Source organism: Sphingomonas glacialis (assembly GCF_014653575.1).
In the GTDB taxonomy this organism is placed as follows: domain Bacteria; phylum Pseudomonadota; class Alphaproteobacteria; order Sphingomonadales; family Sphingomonadaceae; genus Sphingomonas; species Sphingomonas glacialis.
The window spans coordinates 243,065-256,874 of sequence record NZ_BNAQ01000002.1 but is presented as its reverse complement, the minus strand read 5'-3'; the positions used below and the strand labels follow the sequence as shown (position 1 = coordinate 256,874).

Genomic DNA, 13,810 nt, shown 5'->3' with positions numbered 1-13,810 from the left:
TTCGCCCTGAGCCTGTCGAAGGGCTGCTCTCAACGGACGGTCCGCTCGTGGTGGGCAGTGCTTCGACAGGCTCAGCACGAACGGAAACAGGGAGGATCGCGACATGAGCACGCACGCCGCAACCAAGGCCCCCGCGGTCAATTTCCACGGCATCTGGGCGATCTATCGCTTCGAGATGGCGCGCGCGCTGCGCACCTTGTGGCAGAGCCTCGTCACGCCGGTGATCACCACCTCGCTCTATTTCGTCGTGTTCGGCGGGGCGATCGGGTCGAAGATCAGTACGGTCGGCGGGGTCGGCTACGGCAGCTTCATCGTGCCCGGCCTGATCATGCTCTCGCTGCTGACGCAGAGCATCTCGAACGCCTCGATCGGCATCTATTTCCCCAAATTCACCGGCACCGTTTACGAGCTGCTCTCGGCTCCCGTGTCGGCGATGGAGATGGTGATCGGCTATGTAGGCGCGGCGGCGACCAAATCGATCGTGCTCGGGCTGATCATCCTCGCGACCGCGTCGCTGTTCGTGCCGCTCAGCATCGTCCATCCGGTCGCGATGCTCGCCTTCCTCGTGCTGACGAGCATCACCTTCAGTCTGCTCGGCTTCATCATTGGCGTGTGGGCGAACGGCTTCGAGCAGCTGAACTTCATCCCCGCGCTGTTGATCACCCCGCTGACCTTCCTCGGCGGCGCCTTCTATTCGATCGACATGCTGCCGCAGCCGTGGCGGACGGTGAGCCTGTTCAACCCGGTGGTGTATCTGGTGAGCGGCTTCCGCTGGGCGTTCTTCGACAAGGGCGACGTGTCGGTGGGTTTGAGCCTGGGCGTGACCGCGCTGTTTTTGGTCGTGTGCCTTGCCGTCATCTCGTGGATCTTCAAGACCGGCTGGCGAATGAAGAACTAATCTCCCTCTCCCTGTGGGAGAGGGAAGGGGCACGCGCCCAAAGGGCGTGGGAAGGGTGAGGGCAGTGCGGTCCGGCGGCGTGGACTGCCCTCCCCCGACCTCGCTGCGCTCGGCCACCCTCTCCCGAAGGGAGAGGGATTTAGGGCATTACCGGCAGCACGATCTTCGACCCGGCGCACACCTTCTGCGTTGCCTTGACGAAATCCCCCGGCTTCGCCCGCGCGATATTGGGTACGAAGCGCTGCGGGTTGCGGTCGATCACCGGGAACCAGCTCGACTGAACCTGCACCATCAGCCGGTGGCCCTTCAAGAACACATGGTCGTGCTCGCGCAGCGCCACTTCCCAGCGCGTCACCTTGCCCGGCACCAACGGCTGCGGGTTCGTGTCGCTCGCAAGGAAACGCCCCCGCCGGACATCCATCGCGATCGGCAGCTGATAGCCGTTGAGCGACTTGGCATAGTCGCCGGGCTTGGGCGATTCGGCGTTCTGCACTTGGTTGTCCGGATAGACGTCGATCAACTTGACGACGAAGTCGCTGTCGGTCCCGCTGGTCGAGGCGGCAAGCTGCGCGAGGACATGCCCAGTAACCGTCAGATCCTTCTCGAGCGGCGCGCTCGTATAGCTCAGCACATCGGGCCGGCCGCCGAGGAAACGCTGGTCGGCCGCCTCCCACCACGACCAGTCGGGCGACAGATACGTCCCCGACATCGGGCGCGCGCGGAACGGCACCGGGTTGGCCGGGTCCGACACATAATCGCGGCACGCTTCGCCCGGTGCCGGTGCCTTGAACGACAGCGAGCCGTCGGCGTGGAGATACAGGTCGGTCGGCTTGGTGCCCGCCGCCGGCCACGCCGTGTAGCTCTTCCACGTCCAGCTGCCGCTCTGGAAGCTCTTCACGCCGGTCGTCGGCTTCGCGCCCGTCCCGTGGAGCCAATAGGCGAAGAACGGCGCCTGGATCTGCTCCTGGAACTGCGTCCCGCTCGGCACGCCGTACGGGATGGGCCCGAGCGCATTGGTCGGGCGCTGCCACCAGCCATGCGCCCAGGGGCCGGCGACCATCGTCGCGAGATGATCGGGATCGTTCTGCGCCTGCTTGAAATAGATCTGCCACGATCCCGACGGATCTTCCTGATCCCAATAGCCCGCGACGTTGAGCGTCGGCACCGTCGTCTTGCCGAGCCGGTCGCTCCAGCGCTGATCGGTGTAGAAGGCGTCGTGATTGGGATGGTCGAGCAGCGCGGTGAACATCGGCACCTTGCCCTTGAACTCGGTCTTGTCGATCTGCTCGACCGGGCCCTTGGCGAGGAACCAGTCGTACGTGTCGTAGCGATCGTATTGGAACGACGTGTCCTGCGTCTTGTCGAGCTGGAGCATTGCCAGCCAGTCGGTCGCATACGACAGGCGTAGCGCGCCGTTTCGGTGAAGATCGTCGGACTGCCAGTAATCGACCCAAGCCGCCTGCGGGCTGACCGCCTTCAGCGCGGGATGCGGGCCGATCAGCGCGATCGCCGCGGCGAAGCCCGGGTAGGACACGCCCCACATCCCGACCTTGCCGCTGTTTTGCGGCACGTTCTTCACCAGCCAGTCGATGCTGTCATAGGCGTCGGTCGATTCGTCGACCTGCTTCGGATCGCCCGGATGCACCGCGGTGGAAAGCGTAAACACGCCGTCGGACTTGAAGCGCCCGCGCATCGACTGCTCGACATAAATATAGCCGTCGCGGTCGAGCGCGACTTGGTTGCCCGGCGTCTTCTTCGGCGCGGAGTCGGGCACGCCATAGGGGGTGCGCGAAAACAGGATCGGCAGGGGTCCGGTTTGGTTCCGCGGACGCAAGATCACGGTCTGGAGCCGCGCGCCGTCGCGCATTGGGACCATCACTTCTTCGTAGGTGTAGGGGGAGAGCGCGGGGGCAGGGGCGGCCGTCGGGGCCGATGCCGCTTGCGGTCGGGCGGCGATCGGGCCTGCCAGCGCTACACCTGCAGCCAGCGCCGCCACAACTTTCCGCATGCCCAACCCCTAAACGTCACCCCGGCCTCGTGCCGGGGTCCACCGTGCCGCAAATGCTCACGCAGCAAGTGTGCGGCACGGTGGACCCCGGGACAAGCCCGGGGTGACGATATGGTTAGGGTCTGGGGCTTAGGCGCGCCTCAGATCCGGTGTTCGCCCTTGACCCAGCGCACCGTGCCCGAGCTCGCGCGCATCACGACGCTCTCGGTCGTCATGATGTGCCCCTTGCGCTTCACGCCGGCGAGCAGCGAGCCGTCGGTCACGCCGGTCGCCGCAAAGATGCAGTCGCCGCGCGCGAGTTCGGTCAGGTCGTATTGCTTGTCGAGATCGGTCACGCCCCACTTCGCGGCGCGCGCACGCTCGTCGTCATTGCGGAACAGCAGGCGGCCCTTGAACTGCCCGCCGACGCAGCGCAGCGCCGCGCACGCGAGCACGCCCTCGGGCGCGCCGCCCGAACCCATGTAGATGTCGATCGTCGTGTCGGGGTTGGTCGTCGCGATCACGCCGGCCACGTCGCCGTCACCGATCAGCATGATTCCGCAGCCGAGTGCACGTAACTCGGCGATGATCTTGGCGTGGCGCGGACGATCGAGCACGCAGGCGATGACCTCCGACGGCTTGACGCCCTTGGCAGCCGCCAGCGCGGTGACGTTCTCGGTCGGCGACTTGTCGAGATCGATGATGCCCTCGGGATAGCCCGGGCCGCACGCGATCTTGTCCATATAGACGTCCGGCGCGTTGAGCAGCCCGCCTTCCTCGGCGATCGCGAGCACCGCGAGCGCGTTCGGGCCGGCGGTGGCGCAGATCGTCGTGCCCTCGAGCGGATCGAGCGCGATGTCGATCTTCGGCCCCTTGCCGATCGCCGAACCGACCTTCTCGCCGATGAACAGCATCGGCGCCTCATCGCGCTCGCCTTCGCCGATGACGACGGTGCCGTCCATGTAGAGCGAGTTGAGCGCAGTGCGCATCGCATCGACCGCCGCCGCATCCGCCGCCTTTTCATCGCCGCGCCCGGTGAGCGTCGACGCGGCGATCGCCGCCGCCTCGGTCACGCGGACCATTTCGAGGACGAGAACACGGTCGAGCGTTTTGGAAGCGGTGGTGGTCATTGACGAAGCATCCTCTTGTTTGGGGAGGGACTAGGCGGGGCGCGTTACGTTGTCGAGACGTTGCTACTCCCCTCCCGCTTGCGGGAGGGGCTGGGGGTGGGCGCGCGCTTTCAGCGACAGTTGCCGTCGATAGCGCGCGCCCACCCCCGACCCCTCCCGCAAGCGGGAGGGGGGAAGAAGGGTCAGTCGCGCAGCAGTTCGTTGATGCTGGTCTTCGAGCGCGTCTGCGCATCAACGCGCTTGACGATCACCGCGCAATACAGCGCCGGCTTGCCGTCGCCGCCACCGGTCGAGCCCGGCACCACCACCGAATAGGGCGGCACTTCGCCGCGGAAAACTTCGCCGGTCGCGCGGTCGATGATCTTGGTGCTCGCACCGAGATACACGCCCATCGACAGCACCGCACCTTCGCCGACGCGCACACCCTCGGCGACCTCGGCCCGCGCGCCGATGAACGCGCCGTCGCCGATGATCACCGGGTCCGCCTGCAGCGGCTCGAGCACGCCGCCGATCCCGGCACCGCCCGACAGATGCACGCCCTTGCCGATCTGCGCGCACGACCCGACCGTCGCCCAGGTGTCGACCATCGTGCCCTCACCGACATAGGCGCCGATGTTGACGAAGCTCGGCATCAGGATCGCGCCCTTGCCGATGAAGCTCCCGCGCCGCGCAACCGCGCCGGGAACGACGCGGAAGCCACCTGCGCGGAACTCGGCCTCGCCCCAGCCGGCGAACTTCGAGGGCACCTTGTCGAACGCCGGAGCGCCGCCGGCACCGCCCTCGACCAGGCTGTTGTCGTTGAGCCGGAAAGACAGCAGCACCGCCTTCTTGAGCCACTGGTTGACCTGCCAGCCGCCGTCCCCGGTCGGCTCGGCGACGCGCATCGCGCCCGAATCGAGCTGGAGCAGCGCCTGCTCGACCGCGTCGCGCACCGCGCCCTTGGTCGCGAAGCTGATCGTGTCGCGCGCGTCCCACGCGCCGTCGATGGTCTGCTGCAGGTCGCTCATATATCCCCCGTATGGTCGTGGAGCCACGCCGTGATGTCGGCGCAGGTGAAGTCGATGAAGGAGCGGTCCTCGCCGCCCGGCGTCTGTTCCGAGCCATTGTCGACCCACAGCGTCGTCATGCCGATTGCCTTGGCGGGCGCGAGGTTGCGCGCCATGTCCTCGGCGAACAGGCAGGTCGTCGGGTCGAGATCGAACGCCGCGCACAGCCCGGCATAAGCCGAGGCTTGCGGCTTCGGGATCAGGTCCATCGCATGGACGTCGTGGATCGCCTCGAAGCTTTCGCCGAGCCCGAGCTTCGCCAGCACCTTGCTGGCATAGGGCGTGTCGGCGTTGGTGAAGACGAGCTTGCGCCCCGGCAGCTTGGCGATCGCCGCGGCGAGCGGGGCGTTTTCCTCGAGCACGTCCATCTCGATGTCGTGGACATGGTCGAGAAAGGCGTGCGGGTCGACGTCATGCTCTGCCATCAGCCCGGCGAGCGTCGTGCCGTGCGCGTGGAAATAGCCCTTCTGGATGCGGCGCGCCTCGACATGGTCGACCGCGAACTTGTCGGCGATATAGCCCGTCATCCGCGAATCGATCTGGTCGAACAGCCGCGCGCTCGAGGGGTAGAGCGTGTTGTCGAGATCGAAGATCCAGGTGCGGATATGGGCGAGGCGTGGGTCCATGCGGTGGCTCTAAGCGGGAGGGGACGTAGGGGCAAGGCGGAGACGCATCTTCGCCCCTCCCCTTCAGGGGAGGGGACGGGGGTGGGGCGTGCCTCGCAGAGACGCCGGCGCTTTTGACTTCCCCACCCCAACCCCTCCCCTTCAGGGGAGGGGCTTTGAAACGACCGCCGTCCTCCCCACATCCCTAACATGACCCAATATTCCCTGCTCGATCTCGTCCCCGTCATCGAAGGCGGCACCGTGTCCCAGGCGCTCGCCAACGCCGCGGACCTCGCAAAGCACGCCGAGCGCAACGGCTTCCACCGCTACTGGACCGCCGAGCATCACGGCATGACCGGCATCGCCAGCGCCGCCACCTCGGTCGTGCTCGGCCACATCGCCGCGAACACCGCGACGATCCGCGTCGGCGCGGGCGGGATCATGCTGCCCAACCACGCCCCGCTCGCGATCGCCGAGCAGTTCGGCACGCTCGACGCGCTGTTCCCCGGCCGGATCGACCTCGGCCTCGGCCGCGCGCCGGGCTCGGACCAGATCGTCGCGCGCGCGATGCGCCGCAATCTCGAGACCGACGCCAACGCCTTCCCGCGCGACGTGGTCGAGCTGCAGAGCTATTTCGCCAATGACGGCCAGACCGGCATCGTCGCGACGCCGGGCGCCGGTGCAGACGTCTCGCTGTGGATTCTCGGCTCGAGCACCTTCGGCGCGCAGCTCGCCGCGATGCTCGGGCTGCCCTATGCCTTCGCGTCGCACTTCGCGCCCGATTCGCTGATGGCGGCGATCGACATCTACCGTCGCACCTTCCGCCCCTCGGCCGCGCTTGCCAAACCGCACGTCATGGCCGGCTTCAACGTCTTCGCCGCCGATACCGATGCGCAGGGCGAGTTGCTGGCGAGCTCGCAGCAACAGGCGTTCGTCGCGCTGCGCACCGGCAACCCGCGCCAGCTTCCGCCGCCCGTCGCGGGCTATCGCGAGAGCCTCGGCGCGCAAGGGGCCGCGATCCTCGATCACGTCCTGTCCTGCTCGGCAGTCGGCGGCCCGGCCAAGGTCGCGCGCGAGATCGCCGCGTTCGTCGCCCGTACCGGCGTCGACGAGCTGATGATCGCCAGTTCGATCTACGATCACGAAGCGCGCAAGCGCAGCCTGACGATCACCGCGGAAGCGATGCAGGACGTCGCCATCGCGGCGTAAAGCCGCGCACGCCGGACTTGGTTCGACGTGCGCGCGGACGCCCCCCGCCGTCACCCCGGCCTTGTGCCGGGGCCCACCGCGATGCGCGGGATGCCGCTGGAGCGTGCGCGGCCCGGTGGACCCCGGGACAAGCCCGGGGTGACGAGGGAGGGGCGTAGTATTCCATCGCTCCCCTTGCTGTGTTACGTCAGTGCACCACAGCAAGGGCCTCTCCAACCATGCGCTACGACATCGCCGGCACCGTAATGCAGACCGTCTCGATCGATCTCGATCGCGGTGAACGGATCGTCAGCCAGACGCACGCGATGGCGTGGATGAGCGACGGCATCCGGATGGACACGCACACCGGCGGCGGGCTGTTCGCGGGGCTCAAGCGTGCGATGTCGGGCGGCAGCATCTTCATCACCGAATATATCGCCGACGAGGCCGCGCACGTCGCCTTCGCGCCGCGCTTTCCCGGCAAGATCATCGCGCGCACCCTCCGCGCCGGCGAGTCCTTGATCTGCCGCAAGGAGACCTTCCTCTGCGCCGAATATTCGGTGTCGCTCGACATCGCCTTCCAGCAGCGCCTCGGCGCCGGCGTGTTCGCGGGCGAGGGCTTCATCCTCCAGCGCGTTACTGGCCCTGGCACCGTGTTCCTCGACCTGTCGGGCGAAGTGATCGAGAAGGACCTCGCCCCCGGCGAGCGCCTCCGCGTCCATGCCGGGCATATCGGCATCCAGGAGCCGACCGTCTCGACCGACATTCAGATGGTGCGCGGCTTCCGCAACATCCTGTTCGGCGGCGAGGGGCTGTTCCTCGCGACGCTGACCGGGCCGGGCAAGGTCTGGCTGCAATCGATGCCGATCATGAATCTGGCGGAGGAAGTCGCGCGCCATCTGCCGGGGAATGAGGAGCGCGGCGCGGCAGCAGGCGCGGGGATCGGACGCCTGGTCGGCGGTGGTGCGGCCGGCGCGGTGGTCGGCGGGCTGCTCGGCGGGTTATTGGGGAACGAGTGAGGCGAGGGCGCTTTACGACCGCAGCGCCTGACCGAACCACTTCGCCATGTCATCGAGCGGCTTGCGAGCGACGGGTAATAGCGTGTCGGTCTGCGCCGACGCTGCGGTGCCGAGCGAATGGCCAAGCCCCGGATAGCCGATCAACGTGACGCGCGCACGCGCTTCGGGGCGGCGTGCAAACGCCTGAGCCGCGTCGGGCGCGATCATCGAGTCGTTCAACCCCTGCAGCAGCAGGATCCGCGCATTGGTCGCCGGGAAGGCGTCGGCAACCCCTTTAAGCGAGCGCGCCGTCGCGGCGATCCCGAGCCCACTTTCGGGACCATCGGCATACCAGGAAGCCAGGATCGGATCGGCCTCGGCAAAGCTGATCCGCCCATCGCAGTTGGTGTCGAGCAGCGGATTGACGCGTTCGCCGGGCCGAAAACCGCGGAACATGCGAACGAAGATGTGCGCGAGATCGCCGCCGGGGCCGGCATCGGCGCGCGCGATCGCATCGGCATCGAGCGCACCGTCGACCGCAAAGCGCGCGAGATAGGGCTTGCCGATGCGTTGATATTGCGCCTGCGCGACATGGGCGGGCGTGTCGACGACCGGGCCCATCAGCGCCACCGCGCGAACCGCCGGCTCCCCGCTCGCGACCGCCATCGCGACCGTGGTGCCCTCGCTCCACCCGACCAGGCCGAGCGGCAGGCCGCGCGCTTCCGGGCGTGCCGTGACCCATGCGACTGCGGCGCGCCCGTCGGCTGCGAGATCGGATCCGTTCAACGTGTCGAACTTGGCGCGGTCCACGGTCGTCGGCCCGGTGACATAGCGCTTGTTGTAACGGAACGAGACGATCCCGGCGCACGCAAGGCGATTGGCGACCTGAAGCATCGGCCGCGAGGTGATCGTGTGGTTCGGCCCCTCGATTGCACCGTCCATGTCCGCAACATCGGACCCGGGGAACAGCACGACCACGCCGCGCCGCGCGATCCCGGCTGGCGGTGTTACGAGTTCACCCGCGGTCGTCACGCTGGGAAGCGCCAAGGCGACTGGCGCGCGTTGCGGCACGCAGTCCTGGGCGAAGGCCGGTGCCACGAGCATCGTGGAGGCCGCTGCTACAGCGAAATAAAACGATCCCCGCACGTCGTCACCCCAACCCGATTTGACTGCCCGGATGCGGTTCTGGCAGCTGCCTCATCGCTAGGCAAGCGCAGCACTCAGTTCGCCGCAGGCAACCGCAAACGTACCAGCAACCCGCCGAGGTCCTCGCTTTCCTCGAGGCTCACCGTGCCCTCGTAGATCTCCGCCACGTCGCGCACGATCGCCATGCCGAGCCCCGTGCCAGGCTTGCCCGAATCGAGCCGCACGCCGCGGTCGAAGATGCGGATGCGCTGTTCCTCGGGAATGCCGACGCCGTCATCCTCGATCAGGAATTCGACGAAGCCCGAATGCTTCGAGACGGTGACGAACACCGATCCGCCGCCGTACTTCGCGGCATTCTCGATCAGATTGCCGAGCATCTCGTCGAGATCCTGCCGCTCGACATGGACTTGCAGGTCCTTCGGCCCGTCGCTGTCGATGCGGACGTGGCGATAGAGGATGCCGACCGCGCGCTCGACCGATTCGAGGCTCGGCCAGACGTCCGCCCGGCTGTGCGCCGACCCGCGCCGCCCGACCGCGCGGGCGCGGGCGAGGTGATGATCGACCTGCCGCCGCATCGTCCGCGCCTCGCGCACGACGGTCTCGCCGAGATCGTTAGCCTCGGCGGTCGCGGCGTTCATGATCACGGTGAGCGGCGTCTTGAGCGCATGCGCGAGGTTGCCGGCGTGACGCCGCGCTTCCTCGGCCTGGCGTTCGTTATGTGCGATCAGCGCGTTCAGTTCTTCGACCATCGGCGCGACCTCGATCGGCATCGGCCGCTCGATCTGGCGTGCTTTCCCGGCGCGCATCCGGGCGATCTCCTCGCGCACCTTGCGCAGCGGCCACAGCCCGTAAAAGGTCTGCAGGCCCGCCATCACGATCAGCCCGAAGCCAAGCAACGCGAAGCTGCGCACCAAAGTCTTGCGCAGCACCTTGATCTGCGCGTCGAGCCCGTCGCGATTCTGCGCGACCTGGAAGCGCCAGCGCACCTTCGACCCCGGCAGCGTGACGTCGCGCTCGACGATCCGCAGCCGTTCGGGATTCTCCGCCTTGGGATCGACGAACTGCTTGCTGTCATAGGCATGGACGCCGAGATCGTTGTGCTTGCCGCCATAGGCCAGCCGCCGATCCCACAGCGAGCGCGACGCATACGGTTCCTGGCCCGGCGCGCCGATCTGATAGTAAAGGCCGGAATTTGGCTCGATGAAGCGCTGATCGGCGAGCTCGCGATTCGACAGGACTTCGCCCTGCGGCCCGATCTCGGCCGAGACGATCAAGGCGGTCAGCACATATTCGAGCTGGTCGTCGAAATTGCGCGTGATCGCGGTGGTCAGCACGCGGTCGAGCGCGAACCCGCCGCCGGCGAGCAGCAGCAGGATCCAGCCCGCCGCGATCAGGATCATCCGGCGCGACAACGACCCCGTGGTGCGCACCGGGATCGCCGGATGCGCATCGCCCTCGAGCGCGGGCAGCGGCGGCGCTACGAGATCGGACGCGTCGGCTTCAGCCACGGTCAGGCATCCGGGTCTTCAAGGCTGTAGCCAAGCCCGCGGATCGTTGTGATCACGTCCTGCCCGAGCTTCTTGCGGATACGCGTGACGAACACTTCGATCGTGTTCGAATCGCGGTCGAAATCCTGGTCGTAGATATGTTCGATCAGCTCGGTGCGGCTGACCACCTTGCCCTTGTGGTGGAGCAGATAGCTGAGCAGCTTGTATTCCTGCGCGGTCATCTTGACCGGCTCGCCGTTGAGCGTGACCTTGCCCGAGCGCGTGTCGAGCCGCACGCCGCCCGCGGTCAGTTCGGACGAGGCATTGCCCGAGGCGCGGCGGATCAATGCGCGCAGGCGGGCGATCAGTTCCTCCGACTGGAACGGCTTGGCGACATAATCGTCGGCGCCGGCATCGAGCCCGGCGACCTTGTCCGACCAGCTGTCGCGCGCGGTGAGTACGAGCACGGGGGCGGTGCGGCCTTCCTTGCGCCAGCGGTCGAGCACGGTCAGCCCGTCGATCTCGGGCAGGCCGAGATCGAGGATGATCGCGTCGTAATTCTCGGTCGAGCCCATGAAATGCCCTTCCTCGCCATCGGTGGCGAGGTCGATTGCATAGCCGGCGCCTTCCAGCGTGGCCTTGAGCTGCTGGCCCAGGCTCGGTTCGTCCTCGACGATCAATACGCGCATGTCTGTGTTCCCTTTACGAGCGCGGACGCGCTCAATTGCCGGTGCGGCCGATGATCTGGCCGGTACGGCCGTCGACCTCGACCCAGATGACGGTTCCATCGCGCAGGAACTTGAGCGTGTAAATCCCGCGGTCGGCGTCGAAATCGAAGCCGAGATACTGGCTGCCACGCATCGTCGGCAGCACGCGCCCCTCGATCTCGCGGATCGGCAGGATGCGGCCCTCGCGCCGCGCGCGCCACGCTTCGCGTTGATCGACATGTTGCAGCCAGACGCCCGCCAGCGGGGGCGGGGCGGTGGCAGTGGCCAGTCCCAACAAGACGGTTACGAGCATCGACATCGGCTTTGCATAGGGGCGCAGGATTGAACAGCCTGTGAATGAGCCGAAGCGCGGCAGCCGGCCACGCCCGGCTGACCCGCGCAAGGCCGGACGGCGGGTCGCGCCAGCGAACCCGTCCGACGACGCGGCTTGGCCGCGGCGGGGCGCACCGTCCGTTTCCTCGCCAGAGCCAGTCGTCGTCACCCCGGCCTCGTGCCGGGGTCCACCAAGCAGCGGGCACAAACCGCAATTCGTCACGATGACCGCGCGGCCCGGTGAGCCCCGGCACAAGGCCGGGGTGACGGCTAGGATCCTGCTCGAGCGGACCGCGCTTCATGCGGCCTCACCCGCGCCCGCGCTTTAGCCTCGATTTACCCACGCTAAATCGCTAGGCCGCGCGGCCATGGCATTAGCACCAATCCTCGCATACGAAAATCTCGGCGTCATCCAGGGCTCCGGATGGCTCTTTCGGAACCTCGACATCCATATCGGCCCGCGCGATCGGCTCGCGCTGATCGGGCGCAACGGCGCTGGCAAGACCACGCTGATGAAGCTGCTCGGCAACAAGATCGACAGCGACGAAGGCCGCCGCACGATCGTCCCCGGCACGCGCGTGATCCTGCTCGAACAGGAGCCGGCAATGACCGGCTGCACGACGCTCGCCGACTACGTTCTCGGCGGCGACGACGCCCCGCGCCAGCACGAGGCCGAGGCGATCGCCGACCAGCTCGGCATCGATCTCACCCGCGAGGCCGCCAAGGCCTCGGGCGGCGAGCGCCGCCGCGCCGCGATCGTCCGCGCCTTCGCGCAGAACCCCGACGTGCTGCTGCTCGACGAGCCGACCAACCATCTCGACATCGGCGCGATCGAATGGATCGAGGAATGGCTCCAGCGCTTCCGCGGCGCCTTCGTCGTGATCAGCCATGACCGCACTTTCCTCACCAAGCTGACCAAGCAGACGCTATGGATGGACCGCGGCAACTTGCGCCGTGCCGAGATCGGCTTCGGTGGCTTCGACGCCTGGACCGAAGCGGTCTATGCCGACGAGGCGCGCAACGCCGAGAAGCTCGACGCCAAATTGAAGCTCGAGGAGCATTGGCTGCTGCGCGGCGTCACCGGCCGCCGCAAGCGCAACCAGGGCCGCCTCACCAAGCTGGTCGAGATGCGCGCCGAACGCGCGTCGATGGTCGGCCCGGCGGGCGCCGCCAACCTCTCGATCGGCACGGGCGACGCCAAGTCGAAGGTGGTGATCGACGCCAAGCACATCACCAAGGCGTTCGGCGACCGCACGATCATCGACGATCTGACGCTGCGCGTGACGCGGAAAGATCGCATCGGCATCGTCGGCGCGAACGGCGCGGGCAAGTCGACCTTGCTCAAGCTGCTCACCGGCGAACTCGCGCCCGACCACGGCACGATCAAGATGGCGCAGGGGCTCGAGCGTATCGTCATCGACCAGCAGCGCAGCAAGATGGAGCCTGACAAGACGATCCGCGACGTGCTCGCCGACGGCGGTGACTGGGTCGAGGTGCAGGGCTCGCGCAAGCACGTGGTTGGGTACCTGAAGGACTTTCTGTTCGAGCCCGGCGTGCTCGACGCCAAGATCGGCACGCTGTCGGGCGGCGAGCGCTCGCGCCTGCTGCTCGCGCGCGAATTCGCCAAGCCGTCGAACCTGCTCATCCTCGACGAGCCGACCAACGATCTCGATCTCGAGACGCTCGACCTGCTGCAGGACGTGATCGGCGATTATGAAGGCACCGTGCTGATCGTCAGCCACGACCGCGACTTCCTCGATCGCACGGTGACGATCACGCTCGGGCTCGACGGCTCGGGTACGGTCGATGTCGTCGCGGGCGGCTATGAGGATTGGGAGCGTCGGCGCAAGGCGAAGGCGCCGACCAAGCGCGGCGCGATCGCGCGCAACGCTGTCTCGGCCACCGCCGCACCCGCGCCGGGCGCCAAGGTCAAGCTGACCTATAAGGATCAGCGCGATTACGAGCAGCTGCCCAAGCGGATCGAGGCGCTCGACGCCGCGATCGCGCGCGACCAGACGCTGCTCGAGGATCCCGATCTCTACACGCGCGACCCCGACGCGTTCGAGCGGCTGATGGAGGCGATCGGCCAGGCGCAGGAAGACAAAACGGCGGCCGAACTGCGCTGGCTCGAGCTGGCGGAAATGGTCGAAGGGCAGGGGTGAGCCTGCGGGCGATCTATCGTTCCTAGCCCTCTCCCGCTTGCGGGAGAGGGTTGGGTGAGGGCCTTCTTCTTCAAGCGCGACAGAAGGCCCTCACCGACTGCGACTAGGTCCGCCTGAAGGAGG

12 protein-coding genes are annotated in these 13,810 nt (G+C 67.3%); 4 read left to right on the top strand and 8 right to left on the bottom strand.

What is annotated here, in order from left to right:
* Nucleotides 1–103: 103 nt before the first annotated feature.
* Nucleotides 104–898, top strand: coding sequence for an ABC transporter permease (locus IE187_RS07875; RefSeq protein ID WP_189675792.1), 795 nt, complete (start codon nucleotides 104–106; stop codon nucleotides 896–898).
* Nucleotides 899–1,037: 139 nt separating this feature from the next.
* Here the strand turns inward: IE187_RS07875 and IE187_RS07870 are convergent, their stop codons facing one another.
* The 4 genes from IE187_RS07870 to IE187_RS07855 form a co-directional block, all read right to left on the bottom strand.
* Entirely contained in the window at nucleotides 1,038–2,906 is a 1,869-nt protein-coding gene (locus IE187_RS07870; RefSeq protein ID WP_189675791.1) for a CocE/NonD family hydrolase, read from the bottom strand.
* A gap of 140 nt (nucleotides 2,907–3,046) precedes the next feature.
* A complete protein-coding gene (gene glpX, locus IE187_RS07865; protein WP_189675790.1) occupies nucleotides 3,047–4,015 on the bottom strand; it encodes a class II fructose-bisphosphatase in 969 nt (322 codons plus the stop codon).
* Between the two features lie 182 nt (nucleotides 4,016–4,197).
* Nucleotides 4,198–5,022 (bottom strand): 2,3,4,5-tetrahydropyridine-2,6-dicarboxylate N-succinyltransferase, encoded by an 825-nt coding sequence (gene dapD / locus IE187_RS07860; protein ID WP_189675789.1) that lies wholly within the window; start codon nucleotides 5,020–5,022, stop codon nucleotides 4,198–4,200.
* On the bottom strand, nucleotides 5,019–5,687 hold the full coding sequence (locus IE187_RS07855) for a pyrimidine 5'-nucleotidase (protein ID WP_189675788.1): 669 nt from the start codon (nucleotides 5,685–5,687) through the stop codon (nucleotides 5,019–5,021). Before IE187_RS07855 ends, dapD begins: the two co-directional genes overlap by 4 nt.
* A gap of 189 nt (nucleotides 5,688–5,876) precedes the next feature.
* Between IE187_RS07855 and IE187_RS07850 the strand changes: the two genes are divergently transcribed.
* Both IE187_RS07850 and IE187_RS07845 read left to right on the top strand, forming a co-directional pair.
* Nucleotides 5,877–6,875, top strand: coding sequence for an LLM class flavin-dependent oxidoreductase (locus IE187_RS07850; RefSeq protein WP_189675787.1), 999 nt, complete (start codon nucleotides 5,877–5,879; stop codon nucleotides 6,873–6,875).
* Between the two features lie 218 nt (nucleotides 6,876–7,093).
* Nucleotides 7,094–7,873 carry a TIGR00266 family protein gene (locus IE187_RS07845; protein WP_189675786.1) on the top strand — a complete coding sequence of 260 codons (780 nt, stop codon included), beginning with the start codon at nucleotides 7,094–7,096 and terminating at the stop codon, nucleotides 7,871–7,873.
* A gap of 12 nt (nucleotides 7,874–7,885) precedes the next feature.
* On the opposite strand, the gene IE187_RS07840 is transcribed toward IE187_RS07845, so the two are convergent.
* From IE187_RS07840 to IE187_RS07825, 4 genes are all read right to left on the bottom strand, one after another.
* Entirely contained in the window at nucleotides 7,886–8,998 is a 1,113-nt protein-coding gene (locus IE187_RS07840; protein WP_229839298.1) for a serine aminopeptidase domain-containing protein, read from the bottom strand.
* 74 nt (nucleotides 8,999–9,072) lie between these two features.
* Nucleotides 9,073–10,398, bottom strand: a complete 1,326-nt coding sequence (locus tag IE187_RS07835; RefSeq protein WP_416194524.1) for a sensor histidine kinase — start codon at nucleotides 10,396–10,398, stop codon at nucleotides 9,073–9,075.
* Between the two features lie 110 nt (nucleotides 10,399–10,508).
* On the bottom strand, nucleotides 10,509–11,174 hold the full coding sequence (locus tag IE187_RS07830; protein ID WP_010183547.1) for a response regulator transcription factor: 666 nt from the start codon (nucleotides 11,172–11,174) through the stop codon (nucleotides 10,509–10,511).
* A gap of 31 nt (nucleotides 11,175–11,205) precedes the next feature.
* A complete protein-coding gene (locus tag IE187_RS07825; RefSeq protein ID WP_189675783.1) occupies nucleotides 11,206–11,511 on the bottom strand; it encodes a PepSY domain-containing protein in 306 nt (101 codons plus the stop codon).
* A gap of 382 nt (nucleotides 11,512–11,893) precedes the next feature.
* On the opposite strand from IE187_RS07825, the gene IE187_RS07820 reads away from it, so the two are divergent.
* Nucleotides 11,894–13,687: an ABC-F family ATP-binding cassette domain-containing protein gene (locus IE187_RS07820; RefSeq protein WP_189675782.1), complete on the top strand. Its 1,794-nt coding sequence runs from the start codon at nucleotides 11,894–11,896 to the stop codon at nucleotides 13,685–13,687.
* Nucleotides 13,688–13,810 lie beyond the last annotated feature (123 nt).

Excerpts from the sequence above, each read along its gene's own strand:
- IE187_RS07830 (WP_010183547.1), bottom strand. The coding sequence starts at position 11,174 with ATGCGCGTATTGATCGTCGAGGACGAACCGAGCCTGGGCCAGCAGCTC.
- IE187_RS07835 (WP_416194524.1), bottom strand. The coding sequence starts at position 10,398 with ATGATCCTGATCGCGGCGGGCTGGATCCTGCTGCTGCTCGCCGGCGGC.
- IE187_RS07845 (WP_189675786.1), top strand. The coding sequence starts at position 7,094 with ATGCGCTACGACATCGCCGGCACCGTAATGCAGACCGTCTCGATCGAT.
- dapD (WP_189675789.1), bottom strand. The coding sequence starts at position 5,022 with ATGAGCGACCTGCAGCAGACCATCGACGGCGCGTGGGACGCGCGCGAC.
- IE187_RS07875 (WP_189675792.1), top strand. The coding sequence starts at position 104 with ATGAGCACGCACGCCGCAACCAAGGCCCCCGCGGTCAATTTCCACGGC.
- IE187_RS07820 (WP_189675782.1), top strand. The coding sequence starts at position 11,894 with ATGGCATTAGCACCAATCCTCGCATACGAAAATCTCGGCGTCATCCAG.
- IE187_RS07850 (WP_189675787.1), top strand. The coding sequence starts at position 5,877 with ATGACCCAATATTCCCTGCTCGATCTCGTCCCCGTCATCGAAGGCGGC.
- glpX (WP_189675790.1), bottom strand. The coding sequence starts at position 4,015 with ATGACCACCACCGCTTCCAAAACGCTCGACCGTGTTCTCGTCCTCGAA.
- IE187_RS07870 (WP_189675791.1), bottom strand. The coding sequence starts at position 2,906 with ATGCGGAAAGTTGTGGCGGCGCTGGCTGCAGGTGTAGCGCTGGCAGGC.
- IE187_RS07855 (WP_189675788.1), bottom strand. The coding sequence starts at position 5,687 with ATGGACCCACGCCTCGCCCATATCCGCACCTGGATCTTCGATCTCGAC.
- IE187_RS07825 (WP_189675783.1), bottom strand. The coding sequence starts at position 11,511 with ATGTCGATGCTCGTAACCGTCTTGTTGGGACTGGCCACTGCCACCGCC.